The sequence below is a fragment of the Rhizobium sp. PAMB 3174 genome (assembly GCF_052908375.1).
Window position 1 is genome coordinate 118,813 of record NZ_CM128608.1, and the last position, 15,919, is coordinate 134,731.

14 protein-coding genes are annotated in these 15,919 nt (G+C 62.7%); 2 read left to right on the forward strand and 12 right to left on the reverse strand.

From position 1 onward, the window contains the following. Positions 1-50 precede the first annotated feature (50 nt). Positions 51-896, forward strand: coding sequence for a DUF7946 domain-containing protein (locus ACU5AY_RS00585; protein ID WP_446827576.1), 846 nt, complete (start codon positions 51-53; stop codon positions 894-896). Positions 897-1,101: 205 nt separating this feature from the next. On the opposite strand, the gene ACU5AY_RS00590 is transcribed toward ACU5AY_RS00585, so the two are convergent. From ACU5AY_RS00590 to ACU5AY_RS00640, 11 genes are all read right to left on the reverse strand, one after another. Next, positions 1,102-1,416, reverse strand: a complete 315-nt coding sequence (locus ACU5AY_RS00590; RefSeq protein ID WP_446827577.1) for a HigA family addiction module antitoxin — start codon at positions 1,414-1,416, stop codon at positions 1,102-1,104. Next, complete coding sequence (locus tag ACU5AY_RS00595) at positions 1,388-1,672, reverse strand: type II toxin-antitoxin system RelE/ParE family toxin (RefSeq protein ID WP_446822901.1); 285 nt, start codon at positions 1,670-1,672, stop codon at positions 1,388-1,390. The genes ACU5AY_RS00590 and ACU5AY_RS00595 overlap by 29 nt, the downstream gene beginning before the upstream one ends. Positions 1,673-1,746: 74 nt before the next feature. After that, the gene (locus ACU5AY_RS00600; protein WP_446827578.1) at positions 1,747-2,766 is read right to left on the reverse strand and encodes a 1-aminocyclopropane-1-carboxylate deaminase; all 1,020 of its coding nucleotides are present in this window, start codon (positions 2,764-2,766) and stop codon (positions 1,747-1,749) included. A gap of 272 nt (positions 2,767-3,038) precedes the next feature. After that, positions 3,039-4,532 carry an amidase gene (locus ACU5AY_RS00605; RefSeq protein WP_446827579.1) on the reverse strand — a complete coding sequence of 498 codons (1,494 nt, stop codon included), beginning with the start codon at positions 4,530-4,532 and terminating at the stop codon, positions 3,039-3,041. A 14-nt stretch (positions 4,533-4,546) separates the two neighbouring features. After that, entirely contained in the window at positions 4,547-5,935 is a 1,389-nt protein-coding gene (locus tag ACU5AY_RS00610) for a M20 family metallopeptidase (RefSeq protein ID WP_446827580.1), read from the reverse strand. A gap of 1 nt (position 5,936) precedes the next feature. Beyond that, positions 5,937-7,514: a gamma-glutamyltransferase family protein gene (locus ACU5AY_RS00615; RefSeq protein WP_446827581.1), complete on the reverse strand. Its 1,578-nt coding sequence runs from the start codon at positions 7,512-7,514 to the stop codon at positions 5,937-5,939. A gap of 10 nt (positions 7,515-7,524) precedes the next feature. Then, positions 7,525-8,451, reverse strand: a complete 927-nt coding sequence (locus ACU5AY_RS00620; protein WP_446828918.1) for an ABC transporter ATP-binding protein — start codon at positions 8,449-8,451, stop codon at positions 7,525-7,527. A 71-nt stretch (positions 8,452-8,522) separates the two neighbouring features. Further along, a complete protein-coding gene (locus tag ACU5AY_RS00625) occupies positions 8,523-9,524 on the reverse strand; it encodes an ABC transporter ATP-binding protein (protein ID WP_446827582.1) in 1,002 nt (333 codons plus the stop codon). Next, complete coding sequence (locus ACU5AY_RS00630; RefSeq protein WP_446827583.1) at positions 9,521-10,417, reverse strand: ABC transporter permease; 897 nt, start codon at positions 10,415-10,417, stop codon at positions 9,521-9,523. The genes ACU5AY_RS00625 and ACU5AY_RS00630 overlap by 4 nt, the downstream gene beginning before the upstream one ends. A 1-nt stretch (position 10,418) precedes the next feature. Next, a complete protein-coding gene (locus ACU5AY_RS00635; RefSeq protein ID WP_446827584.1) occupies positions 10,419-11,336 on the reverse strand; it encodes an ABC transporter permease in 918 nt (305 codons plus the stop codon). A gap of 134 nt (positions 11,337-11,470) precedes the next feature. Next, complete coding sequence (locus ACU5AY_RS00640) at positions 11,471-12,979, reverse strand: ABC transporter substrate-binding protein (RefSeq protein WP_446822910.1); 1,509 nt, start codon at positions 12,977-12,979, stop codon at positions 11,471-11,473. Between the two features lie 143 nt (positions 12,980-13,122). On the opposite strand from ACU5AY_RS00640, the gene ACU5AY_RS00645 reads away from it, so the two are divergent. Next, positions 13,123-13,911, forward strand: coding sequence for an IclR family transcriptional regulator (locus ACU5AY_RS00645; protein ID WP_446827585.1), 789 nt, complete (start codon positions 13,123-13,125; stop codon positions 13,909-13,911). Between the two features lie 22 nt (positions 13,912-13,933). Here ACU5AY_RS00645 and ACU5AY_RS00650 read toward each other — a convergent pair whose 3' ends face one another. Beyond that, the gene (locus tag ACU5AY_RS00650) at positions 13,934-15,826 is read right to left on the reverse strand and encodes a bifunctional sugar phosphate isomerase/epimerase/4-hydroxyphenylpyruvate dioxygenase family protein (protein WP_446827586.1); all 1,893 of its coding nucleotides are present in this window, start codon (positions 15,824-15,826) and stop codon (positions 13,934-13,936) included. Between the last annotated feature and the right edge of the window lie 93 nt (positions 15,827-15,919).

Below are 15,919 nucleotides of genomic sequence, written 5' to 3' on the forward strand. Positions count from 1 at the left end.
TGTAAAGTGATGTAGTAATCGCTGAATTGATCAATGTTGAAGGGGGATGCATGCTTATAGAAGTGAAGTTCGAAGGTGGGTTGGCCGAAGAGCATAAAATTCCGGCATATGAGGGTACTAAATCGCTTGAAGGGTTGACGCGCTCACTGCTCATTGTTTTTAACTACTTGGTTGAAGGACGTGTTAGGCGCAAGGAGTTCGGGCGTGCGCCATTGACCTTTAATTTGATTGCTCAACGTCCCGGCAGTTTTGAAACGATCTATGAAATTGCCTACGGGGCTGCAGTGTACGGCGGGCCGGTGCTTGGCATGGCGGTCGCAGGCAATTTGCTCACGGATTTGCTGAAGACGGTTTATCGGCGTGTCACAGGCGGTGCGGAAGATGGGGACGTGCCGAATTCTGTTGTGCAGCTCGAGGCAGCTCGGGGCGGAGACGTCGCGGCATTGACCGAAGCTGTTGAGCCGTCAATTCGCCTTGGCCATAACGTGATCAATCACGGGGTCATGAATATCAACATTTACCAATCAGGTGCGCCGGTTGATCAGCCTTTGGCGGCGCTTAACCCGCGGACCAAAAAATATGTTTGGGAAAATGTCATCAATGATGGCGTGCGCGTTAAGCTCTTTAGTATCGGCAGCTTCAACGCCAATCAGGGAACTGGTAGGGCGTTTGACTTAGAAGAGGGGCGTTCAATACCGTTTGAATTAGCGAAGGATGTGGACAGAAGAACCGTCGATACGCTTTTGTCTAGTATCAGTTCATATACGAGAAAACGCCGTCTTGGCGATGATCTACGCTCGGCGGTCGCATTGCGCTACACGTCTGTTGATGCGGTAGATGGGCGTATCAAAAAGATCAGAATTATCACAGCAAGAAATGAAATCGCTGAATTTTGATCGTTGATTTTGGGGGGGCATTCGCAGTCCCACCCATCCCTTCAGGTTGATTATCACTTCTCAGCAAACAATCCCCTTGCTTCCTTCTCACCCGCTAAACCTTTCACCCATTGCCAAGGTGAGCGAGGTTTGTGATTTTTCGCCAATCTGGGGTGTTTCTTCTGATCTCACACGCCATCACGCAGGCGCTGGCAACTCCGCCAACCTAAGCCGCCCTCGGCTCGATCCTCGACAAATCATCTTCGATCTGGCGGCGGCGTTGCATGAGGTCGTAGTCGGCCTGCAGGCCGAGGAAGAAGCCTTCGGACATGCCGAAATAGCGGGCGAGGCGCAGGTCGGTGTCGGCGGTCATGGCACGCTTGCCCAGCACGATTTCGTTGATGCGGCGCGGCGGGACGTGGACGGCGCGGGCGAGCGCGTTCTGGCTGACGCCCATGGGTTTGAGAAACTCTTCGAGCAGGATTTCGCCGGGATGCGGGTTCGGCAAGAGATCAGTCGTGATAGTCGACGATTGTGACATGGCTCGGTCCTCCTTCCTGCCAGATGAAGCAGATGCGCCACTGGCTGTTGATCCGGATGCTGTGCTGACCGGTCCGGTCGCCTTTCAGCGCTTCAAGCCTGTTGCCGGGCGGGACGCGCAAATCCTGCAGCGTGCGGGCCTGGTTGAGCAGGCGCAGCTTGCGCAGGGCAACCGGCTGAATATCCGGCGGAAGCTTCCGGCTTCGCCGACCCGACCAGATGCATTCGGTTTCCGGATCGGCGAAACTCTGGATCATGAGGAAGCATAACGCATCACGTCATATGACGCAATGCGTTATCATTTTGTGGGAAGTCGGGTGAGGGGTGCCCCTCAGCCTTCCTTGTAATAATAGCTGTAGCCGTTGAGCGCCGGGGCGCCGCCGAGGTGGGCGTAGAGGACCTTGGAGCCTTCCGGGAAGAAGCCCTTCTTCGTCAGGTCGATCAGGCCCTGCATGGATTTGCCTTCGTAGACCGGATCGGTGATCATCGCTTCGGTGCGGGCGGCAAGCCGGATCGCTTCGTTGGTTTCCTCCGACGGCACGCCGTAGGCGGGGTAGGAGTAGTCCGGGTTGATGACGATTTCGTCTTCGCGGACAGCGCGGCCGAGGCCGACGAGTTCGGCGGTGTTGTCGACGATCTGGCGCACCTGGGCGCGGGTCTGATCGAGCGTGCCGGAGGCATCGATGCCGATGACGCGGTCGGCGCGGTCCTGGGCCGCGAAGCCGACGATCATGCCGCCCTGGGTGGAGCCGGTGACGACGCAGACGACGATATAGTCGAACTTGAAGCCGAGCTCTTCTTCCTGTTTTGCGACTTCCTCGGCGAAGCCGATGTAGCCGAGCGCGCCGTATTTGTGCACCGAGGCGCCGGCCGGGATCGGGTAGGGCGTGCCGCCGGCGTCCTTCACCGACTGGATCGCGTCTTCCCAGCTCTTGCGGATGCCGATGTCGAAGCCGTCGTCGACGAGGCGGCTGTCGGCGCCCATCAGGCGGGTCATCAGGATGTTGCCGACGCGGTCGTAGACGGCGTCATAATGCGGCACCCACTTTTCTTGGATGACGACGCATTTCATGCCGATCTTGGCGGCGGTGGCGGCGACCATGCGGGTGTGGTTGGACTGCACGCCGCCGATCGAGACGAGCGTGTCGGCGCCCGAGGCGATCGCGTCCGGCACGATGTATTCGAGCTTGCGCAGCTTGTTGCCGCCCATGGCGAGGCCGGAATTGCAGTCGTCACGCTTGGCGTAGATCTCGACCTTGCCGCCGAGCGCTTCAGACAGGCGCGGCAGATGTTCGATCGGTGTCGGGCCGAAAGTGAGCGGGTAACGTTCGAATTTTTCCAAGAGGGACATCAGTTGGCTCCTTGCTGAACTGGGCTGAATATGGCGCCAACATAGAGAAAATCGGATGAAATGTGCTCTCTTATTCAGTCAATAAATTATCGTAACAATTCTTATATTTCGTCAAATAGATAAATATCTTCCATATTAATGAAAATTATCGGAAGATAACATCATCTGAAAATGGCGCCTGACTGCCGCGTGGAATGGCGGGAAAATAGAAACGCCGGTGCCCCTGTTCAAGGAGCTCCGGCGTCTGGTCGCAAGGATATTGATTTCCGGGCTCAGGTGATCGCGGCGATCCCGTCGGCGAGGATCGGCCGGGCCTTCTTCAAGGCCTCGATGTCGGGGAGCGGGCGGGCGAACTCGCTGCTGCCGGCGAAGACGGCTTCGAGCTCGGCTGCGACCGAGAGCACGCCGAGGTCGTCGTTGCGGCGGCCGACGATCTGCAGGCCGAAGGGCATGCCCAGTTCGTCGCGGCCGACCGGAATGGTGATCGAGGGGTGGCCCGCAATCGTCGAGGCATAGGCCATCGCCAGCCACTGGTAGTAGCTCTCGGTGGCGACGCCATCGATTTCCTTCGGATAGAGTTCGTGCCAGTCGCGCGGGCTGATGGTGACGGCCGGCGACAGCAGGTAGTCGTGGCTGTCGAAGAAGTTTTGCCAGCTGCGGTAAAAGGCGCCCTGGCGGTTCATCGCGTCGGCGACGTCGAGCGCGGAATAGGAGAGGCCCTCCTCGACATTGGCGATGATGTTCGGGCCGTAGCGCTCCGGCGTCTTTGCCACGCCGGCCTGATGGGTGCCGAGGAACATCAGCGCCCGCAGCACGGCGAAGATGCGATCGGCGTCGGTGCAGTCTGGCGTGGTCGCTTCCGCCCGGCCGAGGGTGGGGGCGAGCCAGTTGATGCGGCTCAAGAAGGCACGGCGCACGACCTTCTCCGTCATGGCGAAGCCGTAGTCCTCGGTGAAGGCGAATTTCAGCGACGAGAGATCGCGGCGCGGCAGGCGGGCGAAGTCCGCCGGGTTCCATGGTGTCTTGTCGTCGACGACGGCGGTGAAGGGATCGAGGCGGTCCGGCCTTGCGATGACGGAGAGCATCAGGGCCGCGTCGGCCACCGTGCGGGCCATCGGGCCGGAGGTCGGCAGATGCATCAGCGCCATGCCGCGCGTGTCGCCGGGAACGACGCCGGGCGACGGACGGAAGCCGACGACGCCGCAGAAGGCGGCCGGATTGCGCAGGCTGCCGCCGGTGTCCGAGCCAGTGCAGAGCGGCGCCATGCCGGTCGCCAGCGCCGCCGCGGAACCGCCGGAGGAACCGGCGGCGCTCTTCGTCGGGTCATGCGGATTGCCGGTCGGGCCGTAGACGGTGTTGACCGTGTTGCCGCCGGCGGAAAATTCCGGATTGTTGGTCTTGCCGAGCACGACCGCGCCGGCGCGGCGCATGGCGGCAACGATGGCGTCATCCTTGGTGGCGATGTTGTCGCGGTAGATTTCCGAGCCGAGCGTCGTCGGCAGGCCGGTGACGTCGATCATGTCCTTCACGCCGAAGGGCAGGCCGTGCACGGGGCCGAGCGGTTCTCCGGCCATGACGGCCTCTTCGGCCTTGCGGGCCTCGGCGCGCATGCGCTCGAAATCGGCGGCAACGACGGCATTGATCGCCGGATTGATTGCCTCCGTCCGGGCGATGCAGGCGTCCGTCAGTTCGACCGGTGATAGCTGGCGCCGTGAGATCAGCTGGCGCGCCTCGATGGCGCCGAGGTCTGCGGGATCGGTGGTCATGCGTCGCGTCCTTCCTACTGTGGCTGATTTTGGGTGCCGATATCCCAGAACAGGCCGGTCATCATCATCAGCGCCTCGCGGCTCGACGACAACAGGATATGTTCGTTCGGCGCATGCTGCGAGCAGCCGGGATAGGAATGCGGCAGCCAGACTGTCGGCAGGCCGAGGGTCTCGGAGAAGCACTCATTGGGGATGGAGCCGGCAAGGTTCGGCAGGATCGCCGGCCGCTTGCCTGTCGTCTCGCCGACCGAGGCGGCAACCCGCTTCACCCACGGATGGTCCGGGTCGAGGCGCGTGGCGTGGAAGAAGCCGCGTTCGGCCGGGATGATCTCGACGTCGTCAAAACCTTCACGGTCCAGGTGACGGCGCAGCGCCGGCAAAATGTCATCCGGGTCGGTGCCGACCACATAGCGCAGCTGGCAATGGGCGTTTGCGGAGCCGGAAATCGCATTGACCGGTGCCTCCGGCACGCCGCTCTTCTGGGCGAGCACGGCGAAGGAGTTCCAGCCGAACACGCGCTCGGACGGCGTCAGGCTTTCCTCGCCCCAGTCGGTGTCGATCGACGGCCCGTCGAAACCGCCGACGGGGCAATCCTCCAGCGCCTTGCGGACCGCGGGCGTCAGGCTGGTGGGGCGCCATTCCGGCACCTTGATTTGTCCCCGGCGGTCGACGATCGCGGCAATCGCGTGGGCGAGGATGGTGGCGGGGTCCTTCAGGAGGCCGCCCCAGTTGCCGGAGTGATGCGCGCCATCGCGCAGGCTCACGCGAAGGTCGAAGTTGACCGCGCCGCGCGAGCCCATGAACAGCGTCGGCCGCTCGGGATGCAGGCGCGGACCGTCGGAGGCGATCAGGACGTCTGCCTTCAGGAGATCGCGGTTGGCGGCGAAGAGTTCGTCGAGGCCCGGCGAGCCGCATTCCTCGCCCATTTCCAGGATGATCTTGCAGTTGAAGCCGAGCGCGCCGCGCGTGGCGATGATCGTCCTGAGCGCGGCGAAGTTGATGAGGTGCTGGCCCTTGTTGTCGGCGGTGCCGCGGCCATAGGCGCGGTCGCCTTCGATCACCAGGCGGAACGGTGCCAGCCCATCGCGCCACTGATCGGTTTGCGCGCGGATGACGTCGCCATGGCCATAGACGAGAATCGTCTCGAAGTCCGGGCTCTCGATACGTTCTGCGAAGAGAAACGGAATGTCGGCGTCGAGCGGATTTGCGAGGATGCGGCAGGCAAAGCCCATCTTTTCCAGCATCGGGATCATCGCGTCGTCGAGATAGCGGGCAAGCTCGGCGCGCCCGGCGGGGTCCTGGCTTTCGGAACCGATGGCGACGAGGCCGGCGAGTTCGTCGGTAAATTCGCCGGTATCCGCATAGCGGGTGATGGCGTCGAGGGCGGTATTGCGATCCGTCATGTCAGTGCGTCTTTTCCTTTTCGGCGATCGCATCGCCCCAGGGCGACATGATCTCGGTGCAGCCGGTGTTCAGGCCGTTCTCGCGGGCAACGCCGGCAGGGCAGGCGAAGGCGTAGGGGAACACCGTCCGCTTGGCTGTTGCGGTCGGCAGGACGGCCTCGAGCGCCGCGATGATCTCCGGCGACAGGTCCTCGTCGGCGACGATGGTGCCGCCGCCGGTATTGTCGATGCGCGGCTGGTGAAAGGCCTCGCCGAGATCCATGCCGAAGTCGGTTATGAAGGATGTGAGGTTCAGGACGGCCGGCAGGATCTTGCGGCCGCCGGATGCGCCGATTGCGAAACGCTTGCCGTCCTTCTCGCCGATGGCCGGGCAGACATTCATCAGGCAGCCCTTGTCGGGGCCGAGCGAGTTCGGCTTGCCCGGCTCCGGGTCGAACCACATGATGCCGTTGTTCATCAGAAGGCCGGTCGAGGGCGAGACGACCTTGGAGCCGAAGATCGAGAGGAGCGTCTGGGTGACGGCGACCATGTTGCCGTGCCGGTCGACGACCGAGAAATGCGTGGTGCAGGAGGGTGCGTGCGGCGCGTCGAGATCGCCCATGCCCTTCAGCCGCTTTTCGTAGGCGGCGCCAAGCGCTGCGGCCATGGCGGCGTAGCTCTTGCCGTCGGGGTCGGTGCCGGGCTCGAAGCTCTCCTGCATCATCATCAGGCAATCGGCAAGGTTGGGGCCGGCCGTCAGTCCCTTAGATGCATGGACGGTGCCGCCGCGATAGGGAACGGCAATCGTGTCCCGCAGGTCCGCCTTGTATGCCTTCAGGTCGTCCAGTCCGAGGCAGCCGCCTTTCGCCTGAATGTCGGCGACCATGGCGCGGGCGATCTCGCCTTCATAGAAATCGCGCGCGCCGGCTTCCGCCAGTCTTTCCAGCGTTGCGGCAAGCCGCGACTGGTCGAGCCGCGTATCGGACAGTGCCGTCCAGCCGGCAATCTTCGGCCACTGGCCGTCTTCGAGAAACAGGCTGGCGGAATCTGCGTCCTTTGCGAGTTCGCGGGTGGAGGAGGAGATCATCAGCGACGCGAACCAGTCGACCAGCATGCCCTCTTTCGCGAGGCCGACGGCGGGAGCGAGAAGCTCCTTCCACGAAAGCGTGCCAAAGGTCTGGTGAGCGAGCTCCATGCCGGCGACCGTGCCGGGAACGGCGATGGCTGTTGCGCCCTGGACATTGCGGTCGTCCTTGACGGTCGGCCAGGGGAAGAGGTCGGAGGAGCGGCCGGAACCATCAAGCGGATAGTCCTTCGGGTCAAGCGCCTTGGGCGAGCGCATGCCGAAGAAAAGCGTGTAGGCCTTTTGCTCGGCCTCGCGCCAGATCATCATCGTACCGCCGCCCGCCGGTCCGCTCATCCACGGTTCGACAACGCCGATGGCAAAGGAGGTGGCAACGGCGGCGTCGATGGCATCACCACCGGCCTCGAGGATCGCGGCGCCCACTTCGGCTGCCTTGCGATGCTGGGCCGCGACGATGCCGCCGCGGGTCGGGGTCACGCGCTTGGTGACGGTCTGGGTCGTCGAAAAATTGCTCATGGATCACCGTTCAGGCAGGAAGGATGGATTTTCGGTCGTCGCTGGTGCGGAAGAGATGACAGTCGACGTGCGAGGCACCGGCAACCACATGCGGCGGCGCCTGCGTCTTGCAGATGTCTTTTGCCACGGCGCAGCGCGGATGGAAATGACAGCCGGAGGGGGGAGAGATCGGGTTGGGGAAGGTGGCGCCGAGCTGGATGTCGGGCACGGAGAGGGAGGGATCGGGGGTTAGAACCGAGTCCAGGAGGGCGCGGGTGTAGGGATGCTTGGGTCCCTGGAAGAGTTCCGCCGCGGGCGCTTCCTCGACGATCTTGCCGAGATACATGACGGCGACGCGGGTCGCCAGATGCTCGACGACGGCGAGGTTGTGGCTGATGAAGAGATAGGTCAGCCCCAGTTCCTCGCGCAGTTCGGCGAGAAGGTTGAGGATCTGCGACTGGATCGAGACGTCGAGCGCCGAGGTCGGCTCGTCGCAGATGACGATTTCCGGATTGATGATCAGGGCCCGGGCGATCGCCACGCGCTGGCGCTGACCGCCGGAGAGCTGGCCGGGATAGCCCTTGCGGGCGCGCTGCGGAAGTCCGACGAGGTCGAGCATCTTCGCAACCGCCTTCTGCCGCGAGGCGCTGTCGCCGATCTTGTGGACGACTAGCGGCAAGGAGACGATGTCCTCGATCGACTTTCGCGGATTGAGGGAGGAGTAGGGGTCCTGGAAGATCGGCTGGATGCGGCGCGCGAGCAGTTGCCGGTCGCCCGGTCCGATCACCTGGCCGTCGACCAGAACCTGGCCCGTGGTCGGCTGTTCGAGACCGAGCAGGACCTTGGCAAGCGTCGATTTCCCGCAGCCGGATTCGCCGACGAGGCCGAGGACGTCCTTCTTGCGGATCCTGAGCGAGACGCCACCCAGCGCCTGCAGGGGCCGGGGTTTCGAAAACATGCCCTGCTTGACCTGATAGGTCTTGGTGATACCGGTCAGTTCGAGGACGGGTGTCGAGGTGTCGGAGACAGTCACGAGGCGACCTCCATGGCAGCAATGTCCTGAATGCAGCGGTACCAGTGCTGCCCGCCCGCGCCGCGCGGCGCGACGGGCCTGGAACAGGCCGCTTCCGCCAGCTCGCAGCGGTCACGGAAGGCGCATCCCTCGATGCCGCCGATCAGCGACGGCACGATGCCGGGGATGGAGCCGAGCGGTTCGCCGGGCTTCGTCTTGCCGGGGACGGGGATGCAGCGCAGCAGGCCGCGGGTATAGGGATGGGCCGGCTGGTCGAAGATCTCCGTGGCGGTGCCCGCCTCGACGATCTCGCCGGCATACATGACCGCCACCTTGTCGGCGATGCGGGCGACGACGCCGAGATCGTGGGTGACGAGGATCAGCGCCATGTTGAGCTCACGCTTCAGGTCGGCCAGCAGGCGCAGGATCTGCGCCTGGATCGTGACGTCGAGCGCTGTCGTCGGCTCGTCGGCGATGATCAGTTCCGGCTCGCACATCAGTGCCATGGCGATCATCACGCGCTGCCGCAGGCCACCGGACAACTGATGCGGATACTGCTTCAGCCGGCTTTCGGCGGCGGTGATGCCGACCTTGCCCAAGAGCTCGGCGGCGCGCTGCATCGCCTCTGCCTTCGAGATTGGACGGTGAAGGCGCAAGGCTTCGCTCAGCTGGTCGCCGATCGTGTAGGCCGGGTTCAGCGAGGTCATCGGTTCCTGGAAGATCATCGCCATGCGGTCGCCGCGCAGCTTCTGCATCTCCGCCTTGGAAACGGACCTCAGATCCTTGCCGGCGAATTCCAGTTTTTCGGCTCCGACCTTCATGTTCTTGCCGAGCAGGCCCATGATCGCCAGAGAGGTCAGCGACTTGCCGGAACCGGATTCGCCGACGATACAGAGCGTCTCGCCGCGCTTCAGTTCGAAGTCGATGCCGCGCACCGCTTTGATCGTGTGGACGCCGATCGGTATGTCGACCGTCAGGCCTTCCACCGTGAGGATGGTGTCGTTCGTTTCAGTCATCATTTCGACTCCGGCGCCGTGACGTCGCGCAGTCCGTCGCCCATCAGGTTGATCGCCAGCACGAGCAGGAACAGCGCAATGCCGGGAATGGTGATCAGCCAGGGCTGGAACAGCATCATCTGCTTGCCTTCCGAGATCATCAGGCCCCAGGAGGGGGTCGGCGGCTGTACGCCGAGACCCAGGAAGGAAAGGGCTGCTTCGAGCAGGATGGCGTGCGCCATTTCCAGCGTCATGACGACGATCAGGTTGTTGGCGATATTCGGCATGATCTCGGAGAGAACGATGCGGGTCGTCGAACAGCCGATGGCGCGCGCCGCGTTGACGTATTCGAGATCGCGGATCTGCATGACGGAGGAGCGCATGACGACCGCGAAGCGATCCCAGAGCAGCAGGCCGAGGACCATGATCACGACCTGCAGCGAGCCGCCGAACAGGGCGACGATGGCAAGCGCCACCAGGACGACCGGCATGGCGAGACGGACGTTGATCAGGAACGTGACGAAGAGGTCGACCTTGCCGCCGAAATAGCCGGCGGCGACGCCGAGAAGCGTGCCGATCGTGCCGGAGATCAGGGCGGTGACAAGGCCGATCAGCAGCGAAATCCGGGCGCCGTACAGCAGCCGGGCGAGATAATCGCGTCCGAGCTGGTCGGTGCCGAGAATATGATCGGGATTGGTGCCCGCCATCCAGAATGGCGGCTTCATGCGGGCAAAGAGATCCTGCGCATAGGGATCGTGCGATGTCAGCACCGGCGCAAAGACGGCGGCGGCAACGACAATGGCGAGGATCGTGAGGCCGATCATCAGGCCGAGATGGCCGAAGATGCGTCGCCGCAAGATGGCGGCCGGTGTCATGCCGACGATGGCTTCGGCAGTGGGAGCGGTCGATTGGCTCATGTCAGCCCACCCTTATGCGCGGATCGAGCCAGGCATTGGTCAGATCCGAGAGGAATGTGAAGAGGATGTAGAAACAGGAGAAGATCAGGATCAGCGCCTGCACGGTCGGCAGGTCGTGCCGGGAGATCGACTCCCAGGCGAGGTAGCCTGCGCCGTGGAGGGCGAAGATCGCCTCCACCACCACCGAGCCGCCGAGCATGAAGCCCATCTGGACGGCAGAGAGCGACACGACCGGAATGATGGCGTTGCGCAGCGCATGCTTGAAGAGAACGCGCATCGTGCCCGCGCCCTTCGCCCGCGCGGTGCGGATGTAATCGGCGTTCAGCACCTCCAGCATGCCGGCGCGGGTCAGGCGCATGATGGCCGGCATGGCGTAGTAGCCAAGCACGACGGTCGGCATGATGAAATGCTTCCAGGTCTCCGAGCCGGACGGCGGCAGAAGCCTGAGCTTGATCGAGAAGATCACGACGAGCACAAGCCCGAACCAGAAGCTCGGCAAGGCCTGGCCGGCAACCGACAGGAAGAGAGCGAGCCGGTCGATGATGGAGTTCGGCCGGACAGCGGCCGCCACGCCGAGGGGGACCGCCACGACAAGCGCGAAGGTGATGCCACAGAGGCCCAAGAGCATGGTGACGGACAGCCGGTCGGCGATCAGATCTGCCACGGGCAGCTTGAAATAGTAGCTCTGGCCGAAGTCGCCATGCAGGGCGTTCCACAGCCATTCGGTGTATTGCGTCGTCAGCGGACGGTCGAAGCCGTAGAGCTGGCGGATGGCCTCGAGGTCGGCGGAACTGGCGTTCTCGCCGGCAAGGGCTGCCGCCGGATCACCCGAGAGGTGCAGAAGCGAGAAACTGATGACCGAGACGGTGAGCGTCACCAGGATGGCGAGCCCGAGCCGTTTCAAAGCGAATGCAAGCATGCGACGTCTCCTTTGGGCGGCCGCGGCATCGGTGCCGTGGCGGCGTCACCTCTCCCGGCGCAGGGAGGATGGGAGGTTTACGCCGGGAGAGAGGAACGACCCGACCGTCCGGAGACGGTCAGGCGCACAGACCGCTATTTCCAGCCCATGTCGAAGAAGCGGACGATTTCGTCCGGGGTCGGCTTGAAGTCGATGTCCTTGGTGAAGACATAGTTCGTGTTGTAGGAGAACAACGGGATCCAGTAGGCTTCATCCGCGATCTTCGTCAGCGCCTTGGCGTAGTCTTCCTTCCGCTTCTCTTCATCGACCGTCGTGTCGCCGGCCTTCAGCCATTCGGCGACCTGATCGTCACGCGCGAAGTCCTGGTCGCCCTTTTCGAAGAACAAGCTTGTGATGGCGGAGACGTCGCTGATGGAGTTCGAGCCCCAGGTCAGGAAGCCGAAGCCGGCATCGCCCTTCTTCTGCATTTCGCGGAGAGCGGAGTACTGCAGGAACTTCAGGTCGGCCTTGATGCCGACGGCGTTCAGGTAGGACATCATCGCTTCGGCATAGGGGCGGTCACGGTAGGCGTAGAAGCTTGTCGTGAAGCCGTCCGGATAGCCTGCCTTTGCCAGCAGCTCCTTGGCCTTCGCCGGATCGTAGTCGTAGCTCGGCACATCCTGGGTGCAGCCGAACTGGGTCGGGTAGCACGCGGAATTGATGACTTCCGAGCTGCCCTTCAGGAGGTTTTCGACGATCGCCTTGCGGTCGATCGCGTAGCCGACGGCCTGGCGGACTTCCTTCTTCGTGAACGGGCTGTCGCCGCCGCGGGCGGCCGCATCCATCACGATATAGCCGATGCGCATGGTGCTTTCATTGCTGACGGTCAGCTGGTCCATGCTTTCCATCTGCTCGGCCTGGTCGGCGGGCACGCCCCAGATGAGATCGAGACCGCCGGAGAAGAGTTCGGCGAGCTGGGTGTTGATGTCGGGAATGGTGCGGATGTCAATGGTGCCGATTTTCGCCTTTTGCTTCGCGCCGACATAGCCGTCGAATTTCTTCAGCACGTAGTGCTTGCCCGGCTCGACGCTCTCGACCATGTAGGGGCCGGTGCCGACGGGCTTCAGGCCCATGCCCTTCGCGCCGACTTCAGCGTAGTACTTGTCCGGGTAGATCGGCACGAGGCCGGAAAGGTATTCGAGAGCGGCCGGGAACGGTCCGTTGGTGTGGATGCGGATCGTGTACTTGTCGATCTTCTCGACGTTCTTCATCCAGTTCACATAGCTTGGCGTGACCACGTGGCTGTCCGGATTGGTGACAGTTGCCACCGTATAGACGACGTCATCGGCATCGAAGTCTTCGCCGTTATGGAACTTCACGCCTTCGCGCAGCTTGAATTCCAGCGTGGTGTCGTCGATCCACTTCCAGGATGTGGCGAGGTCGCCGACATATTTGCCGGTCGCGGGATCGCGAAAGACCAGACCATCCCAGACCTGACGGTTGAGGATCGTGCCTTCGCGAGCCGACTGATAGTAGAAGTCGAGCGACTCAAGTTCCTTGCTGAAGGCGACATGCAGGGTGTCGTCCGCCTTGTTTGCATATGCCTGGCTGCAGGAAAGCAAAGCGGCCAGAGTGAATGCACTTACGGATAGAAATGGCTTCATCTGATTTTCAACGGCTTGCGCCGCCCCTCTGTTGACTCTTCTTTGTATTATTATATGATACATTGAACTGTATATTCATTCAGTGTATTTTGCGATCGCTGATTGTCAAGACGGGTTGCTTAAATTGGGGGCGCGCACAAGGAATGAGCAAAGTGCTGGAGGGGGAGAAGAAGAAGCAGGACACGCTGTTTGTCGGGTCGCTTGAAAAGGGCATGCGGATCATGGCGGCCTTCGGGCTGCATCATGCCGAACTCGGCCTAACGGAGCTCGCGGAACTGACCAAGCTCGACAAGAGCGCGGCCCAGCGGCTGGCCAACACGCTGCACAAGATCGGCTATCTGGAGAAGGACCCCGACAGCCGTCGTTTCCGGCCCTCGTTGAAGTTTCTCGAACTTGCGGCGAGCTATCTGTCGTCCGATCCGTTCGTGCAGCTGGCCATGCCGAAACTGATCGAACTCAGCCGGAGCCTGGGCGAGCGGGTCAATGCGGCGCGACCGATGGGTTCGGATATCATCTATGTGGTTCGGATTCCAACGCAACTGACCAGCTTCGCCGCGATGGTGGTGGGACGGCGCGTGCAGGCGCTGAGCTCCTCTTCGGGACGCATCATGCTAGCGCATTTCGACGAGGCCCGGCGCAAGGAAGCGCTTGAGACCTGGCCGATCGATCAGATCACTTCGAAGACCGTGACCGACAGGTCGCAGATCGCCAGGGAGGTCGAGGAGGCCGCAGCGCTCGGCTACGGCATTGCGGTCAACCAGAACATCATCAACGAGATCGGCATCGCCGCGCCCGTGTTTACCAAGGGGGGTGAGGTCGGAGGCACCGTGCAGTGCTCGGTCTCCAGCCTCAAATGGTCGCTCGATCGTGTCCACAAGGAAATCGCCCCCCAGTTGATGGAAGTGGCGAATTCGATCGTCCTGCCGCGCTGACCTGCCAAGCCCTTCTGCGGTCTCAGCGGGCGGGCATGCCTTCAGGCTTCATGTGGCGTTTCTGGGCGGCGATGCGGAATGGTGCGTTCGGCCCGCCGTAGCCGTGGTAGTTGCCACGCCGCTCGACGATCTCGAAGAAGAAGCCCTCTCCAAAGACCTGGCTGTAGAGCTGGAAATACTCACCGCCGGCATCCTGGTCATAGAGGATGTTGTGGGCGCGCAGGCGGTCGGCAAGCGCGGGCTCCAGACCGAAGCGGGCCTCCACGTCGTCGTAGTAGTTGCGCGGGATCTGCAGCGGCTGCAGGCCGTTGGCTGCAAGCGCCTTGGCGGTTGCGAAAATGTCATCGGTCGCAAATGCCAGATGCTGGATGGCCGAGCCGAAGCTTTCGGCCATGAAGTGCCCCGCAAGCGTCTTGCGGTTCTCCGCGCCGTTGAGCGTAATGCGCAGGCTGCCGTCGCGGCTCTCGACGACCTGGCTGCGCACAAGGCCGCTCGGATCGGTGATGTCGACCTGCGGCGTCTTGGAGAGGTTGAAGATCGAGGTGTAGAACAGCAGTGCCGAGGGCAGCTCGTCCGAGCGCATCGTCTGCGCCACATGATCGATCCGGGTGAGGGAGGCGTCGACCGGCGGGTTTTCGTCCTCCATCGGTTCGAACTCGATGTCCCAGACCTGGCCGAGTTCACTCTTGTCGTCGATGAAATAGATCAGCCCTTCACCCGTGCCGCGGATGGCGGGGATGTTCAGTTCACCCGGCCCGACGGCCTGCTCGAAGGGAACGGCATCGAGCGCCTCGGCGCGCTCCAGCGCGGCAGCTGCGTCGCCGACCTTGAGGCCCATGGCGTAAGCCGATGTGCCGTGGACGGCGAAGGTGGAATGCGCGAATCCCTCGTGCTCGGTGTTGACGACGAGATTGATGGCACCCTGACGATACAGGGTGACGGCCTTCGACTTGTGGCGGGCGAAGGCGCGGAAGCCCATCATCCGCAGCAGCTTCGAAAGCGTCTGCGCTTCCCGCTGGCTGGTTGCGAATTCGATAAACTCGACCCCGCTGACCGCCGCCCTGTCGGGCATTGCTTTCGACGAGATGGCAATGCCCGGCTCCTGTCGCTGCACCCGGTCCATCAGATGGATCAGGGACCGGTGGCCGTCATTGGAGACCAGTTTGGGAGCGCCGCCGCGGAATTGATCGTTGAAGATTTCCAGGGACAGGGGGCCGCTGTAGCCTGTCGCCGCGACGGCCCGCATGAAATCGACGACCGGCAGGTCGCCTTCGCCCGGCATGTTGCGAAAATGGCGGCTCCAGTAGAGCAGATCCATGTCGATCAGCGGTGCATCGGCGAGCTGGACGATGAAAATACGGTCGCCGGGGATGGAGCGGATCGAATTGACGTCGATCTTGCGCGACAGCGTGTGGAAGGAATCGAGGATAAGGCCGATGTTCGGATGGTCGGCCCGGCGGACGATTTCCCAGGCGTCGCGGTGATCATTGATGTGCCGGCCCCAGGCAAGTGCCTCATAACCGACCCGCAATCCGCGCTTTGCGGCGCGCCCGCCGAGTTCGCGAAAATCGTCGGCCGCGCGATCGATGCCGCCCAGCGAGATCGGGGAAATGTTGGAGCAGACCAGCATGAGGTCGGTGCCGAGCTCCTGCATGATGTCGAACTTGCGTTCGGCGCGGTCGAATGCACGGGTCCGCTGTGGTTCCGGCATGCCCTCGAAATCACGGAACGGCTGGAAGAGGGTGATCTCCAGTCCGGCATCCCGGACCATGTTGCCAATATCGCGCGGCGATGCATCGAAGGTCAGGAAGTCGTTCTCGAAGATTTCGACACCGTCGAAACCGGCGGCGGCGATCGCATCGAGCTTTTCGCCTAGCGTGCCGCTGATCGAGACGGTTGCAATGGAAGTCTTCATGGGTCCATTTCCTCTCTGTGCCACGCGCTCAAGACCACGTCAGGCGGTGGCTTCCGGCCAGCGCGCCTCGTATCCATCATTTATGGCAATCCC

Coding starts and splice junctions, on each gene's coding strand:
- ACU5AY_RS00585 (WP_446827576.1), top strand. CDS start 51: ATGCTTATAGAAGTGAAGTTCGAAGGTGGGTTGGCCGAAGAGCATAAA.
- ACU5AY_RS00590 (WP_446827577.1), bottom strand. CDS start 1,416: ATGTCACAATCGTCGACTATCACGACTGATCTCTTGCCGAACCCGCAT.
- ACU5AY_RS00595 (WP_446822901.1), bottom strand. CDS start 1,672: ATGATCCAGAGTTTCGCCGATCCGGAAACCGAATGCATCTGGTCGGGT.
- ACU5AY_RS00600 (WP_446827578.1), bottom strand. CDS start 2,766: ATGTCCCTCTTGGAAAAATTCGAACGTTACCCGCTCACTTTCGGCCCG.
- ACU5AY_RS00605 (WP_446827579.1), bottom strand. CDS start 4,532: ATGACCACCGATCCCGCAGACCTCGGCGCCATCGAGGCGCGCCAGCTG.
- ACU5AY_RS00610 (WP_446827580.1), bottom strand. CDS start 5,935: ATGACGGATCGCAATACCGCCCTCGACGCCATCACCCGCTATGCGGAT.
- ACU5AY_RS00615 (WP_446827581.1), bottom strand. CDS start 7,514: ATGAGCAATTTTTCGACGACCCAGACCGTCACCAAGCGCGTGACCCCG.
- ACU5AY_RS00620 (WP_446828918.1), bottom strand. CDS start 8,451: ATGTTTTCGAAACCCCGGCCCCTGCAGGCGCTGGGTGGCGTCTCGCTC.
- ACU5AY_RS00625 (WP_446827582.1), bottom strand. CDS start 9,524: ATGATGACTGAAACGAACGACACCATCCTCACGGTGGAAGGCCTGACG.
- ACU5AY_RS00630 (WP_446827583.1), bottom strand. CDS start 10,417: ATGAGCCAATCGACCGCTCCCACTGCCGAAGCCATCGTCGGCATGACA.
- ACU5AY_RS00635 (WP_446827584.1), bottom strand. CDS start 11,336: ATGCTTGCATTCGCTTTGAAACGGCTCGGGCTCGCCATCCTGGTGACG.
- ACU5AY_RS00640 (WP_446822910.1), bottom strand. CDS start 12,979: ATGAAGCCATTTCTATCCGTAAGTGCATTCACTCTGGCCGCTTTGCTT.
- ACU5AY_RS00645 (WP_446827585.1), top strand. CDS start 13,123: ATGAGCAAAGTGCTGGAGGGGGAGAAGAAGAAGCAGGACACGCTGTTT.
- ACU5AY_RS00650 (WP_446827586.1), bottom strand. CDS start 15,826: ATGAAGACTTCCATTGCAACCGTCTCGATCAGCGGCACGCTAGGCGAA.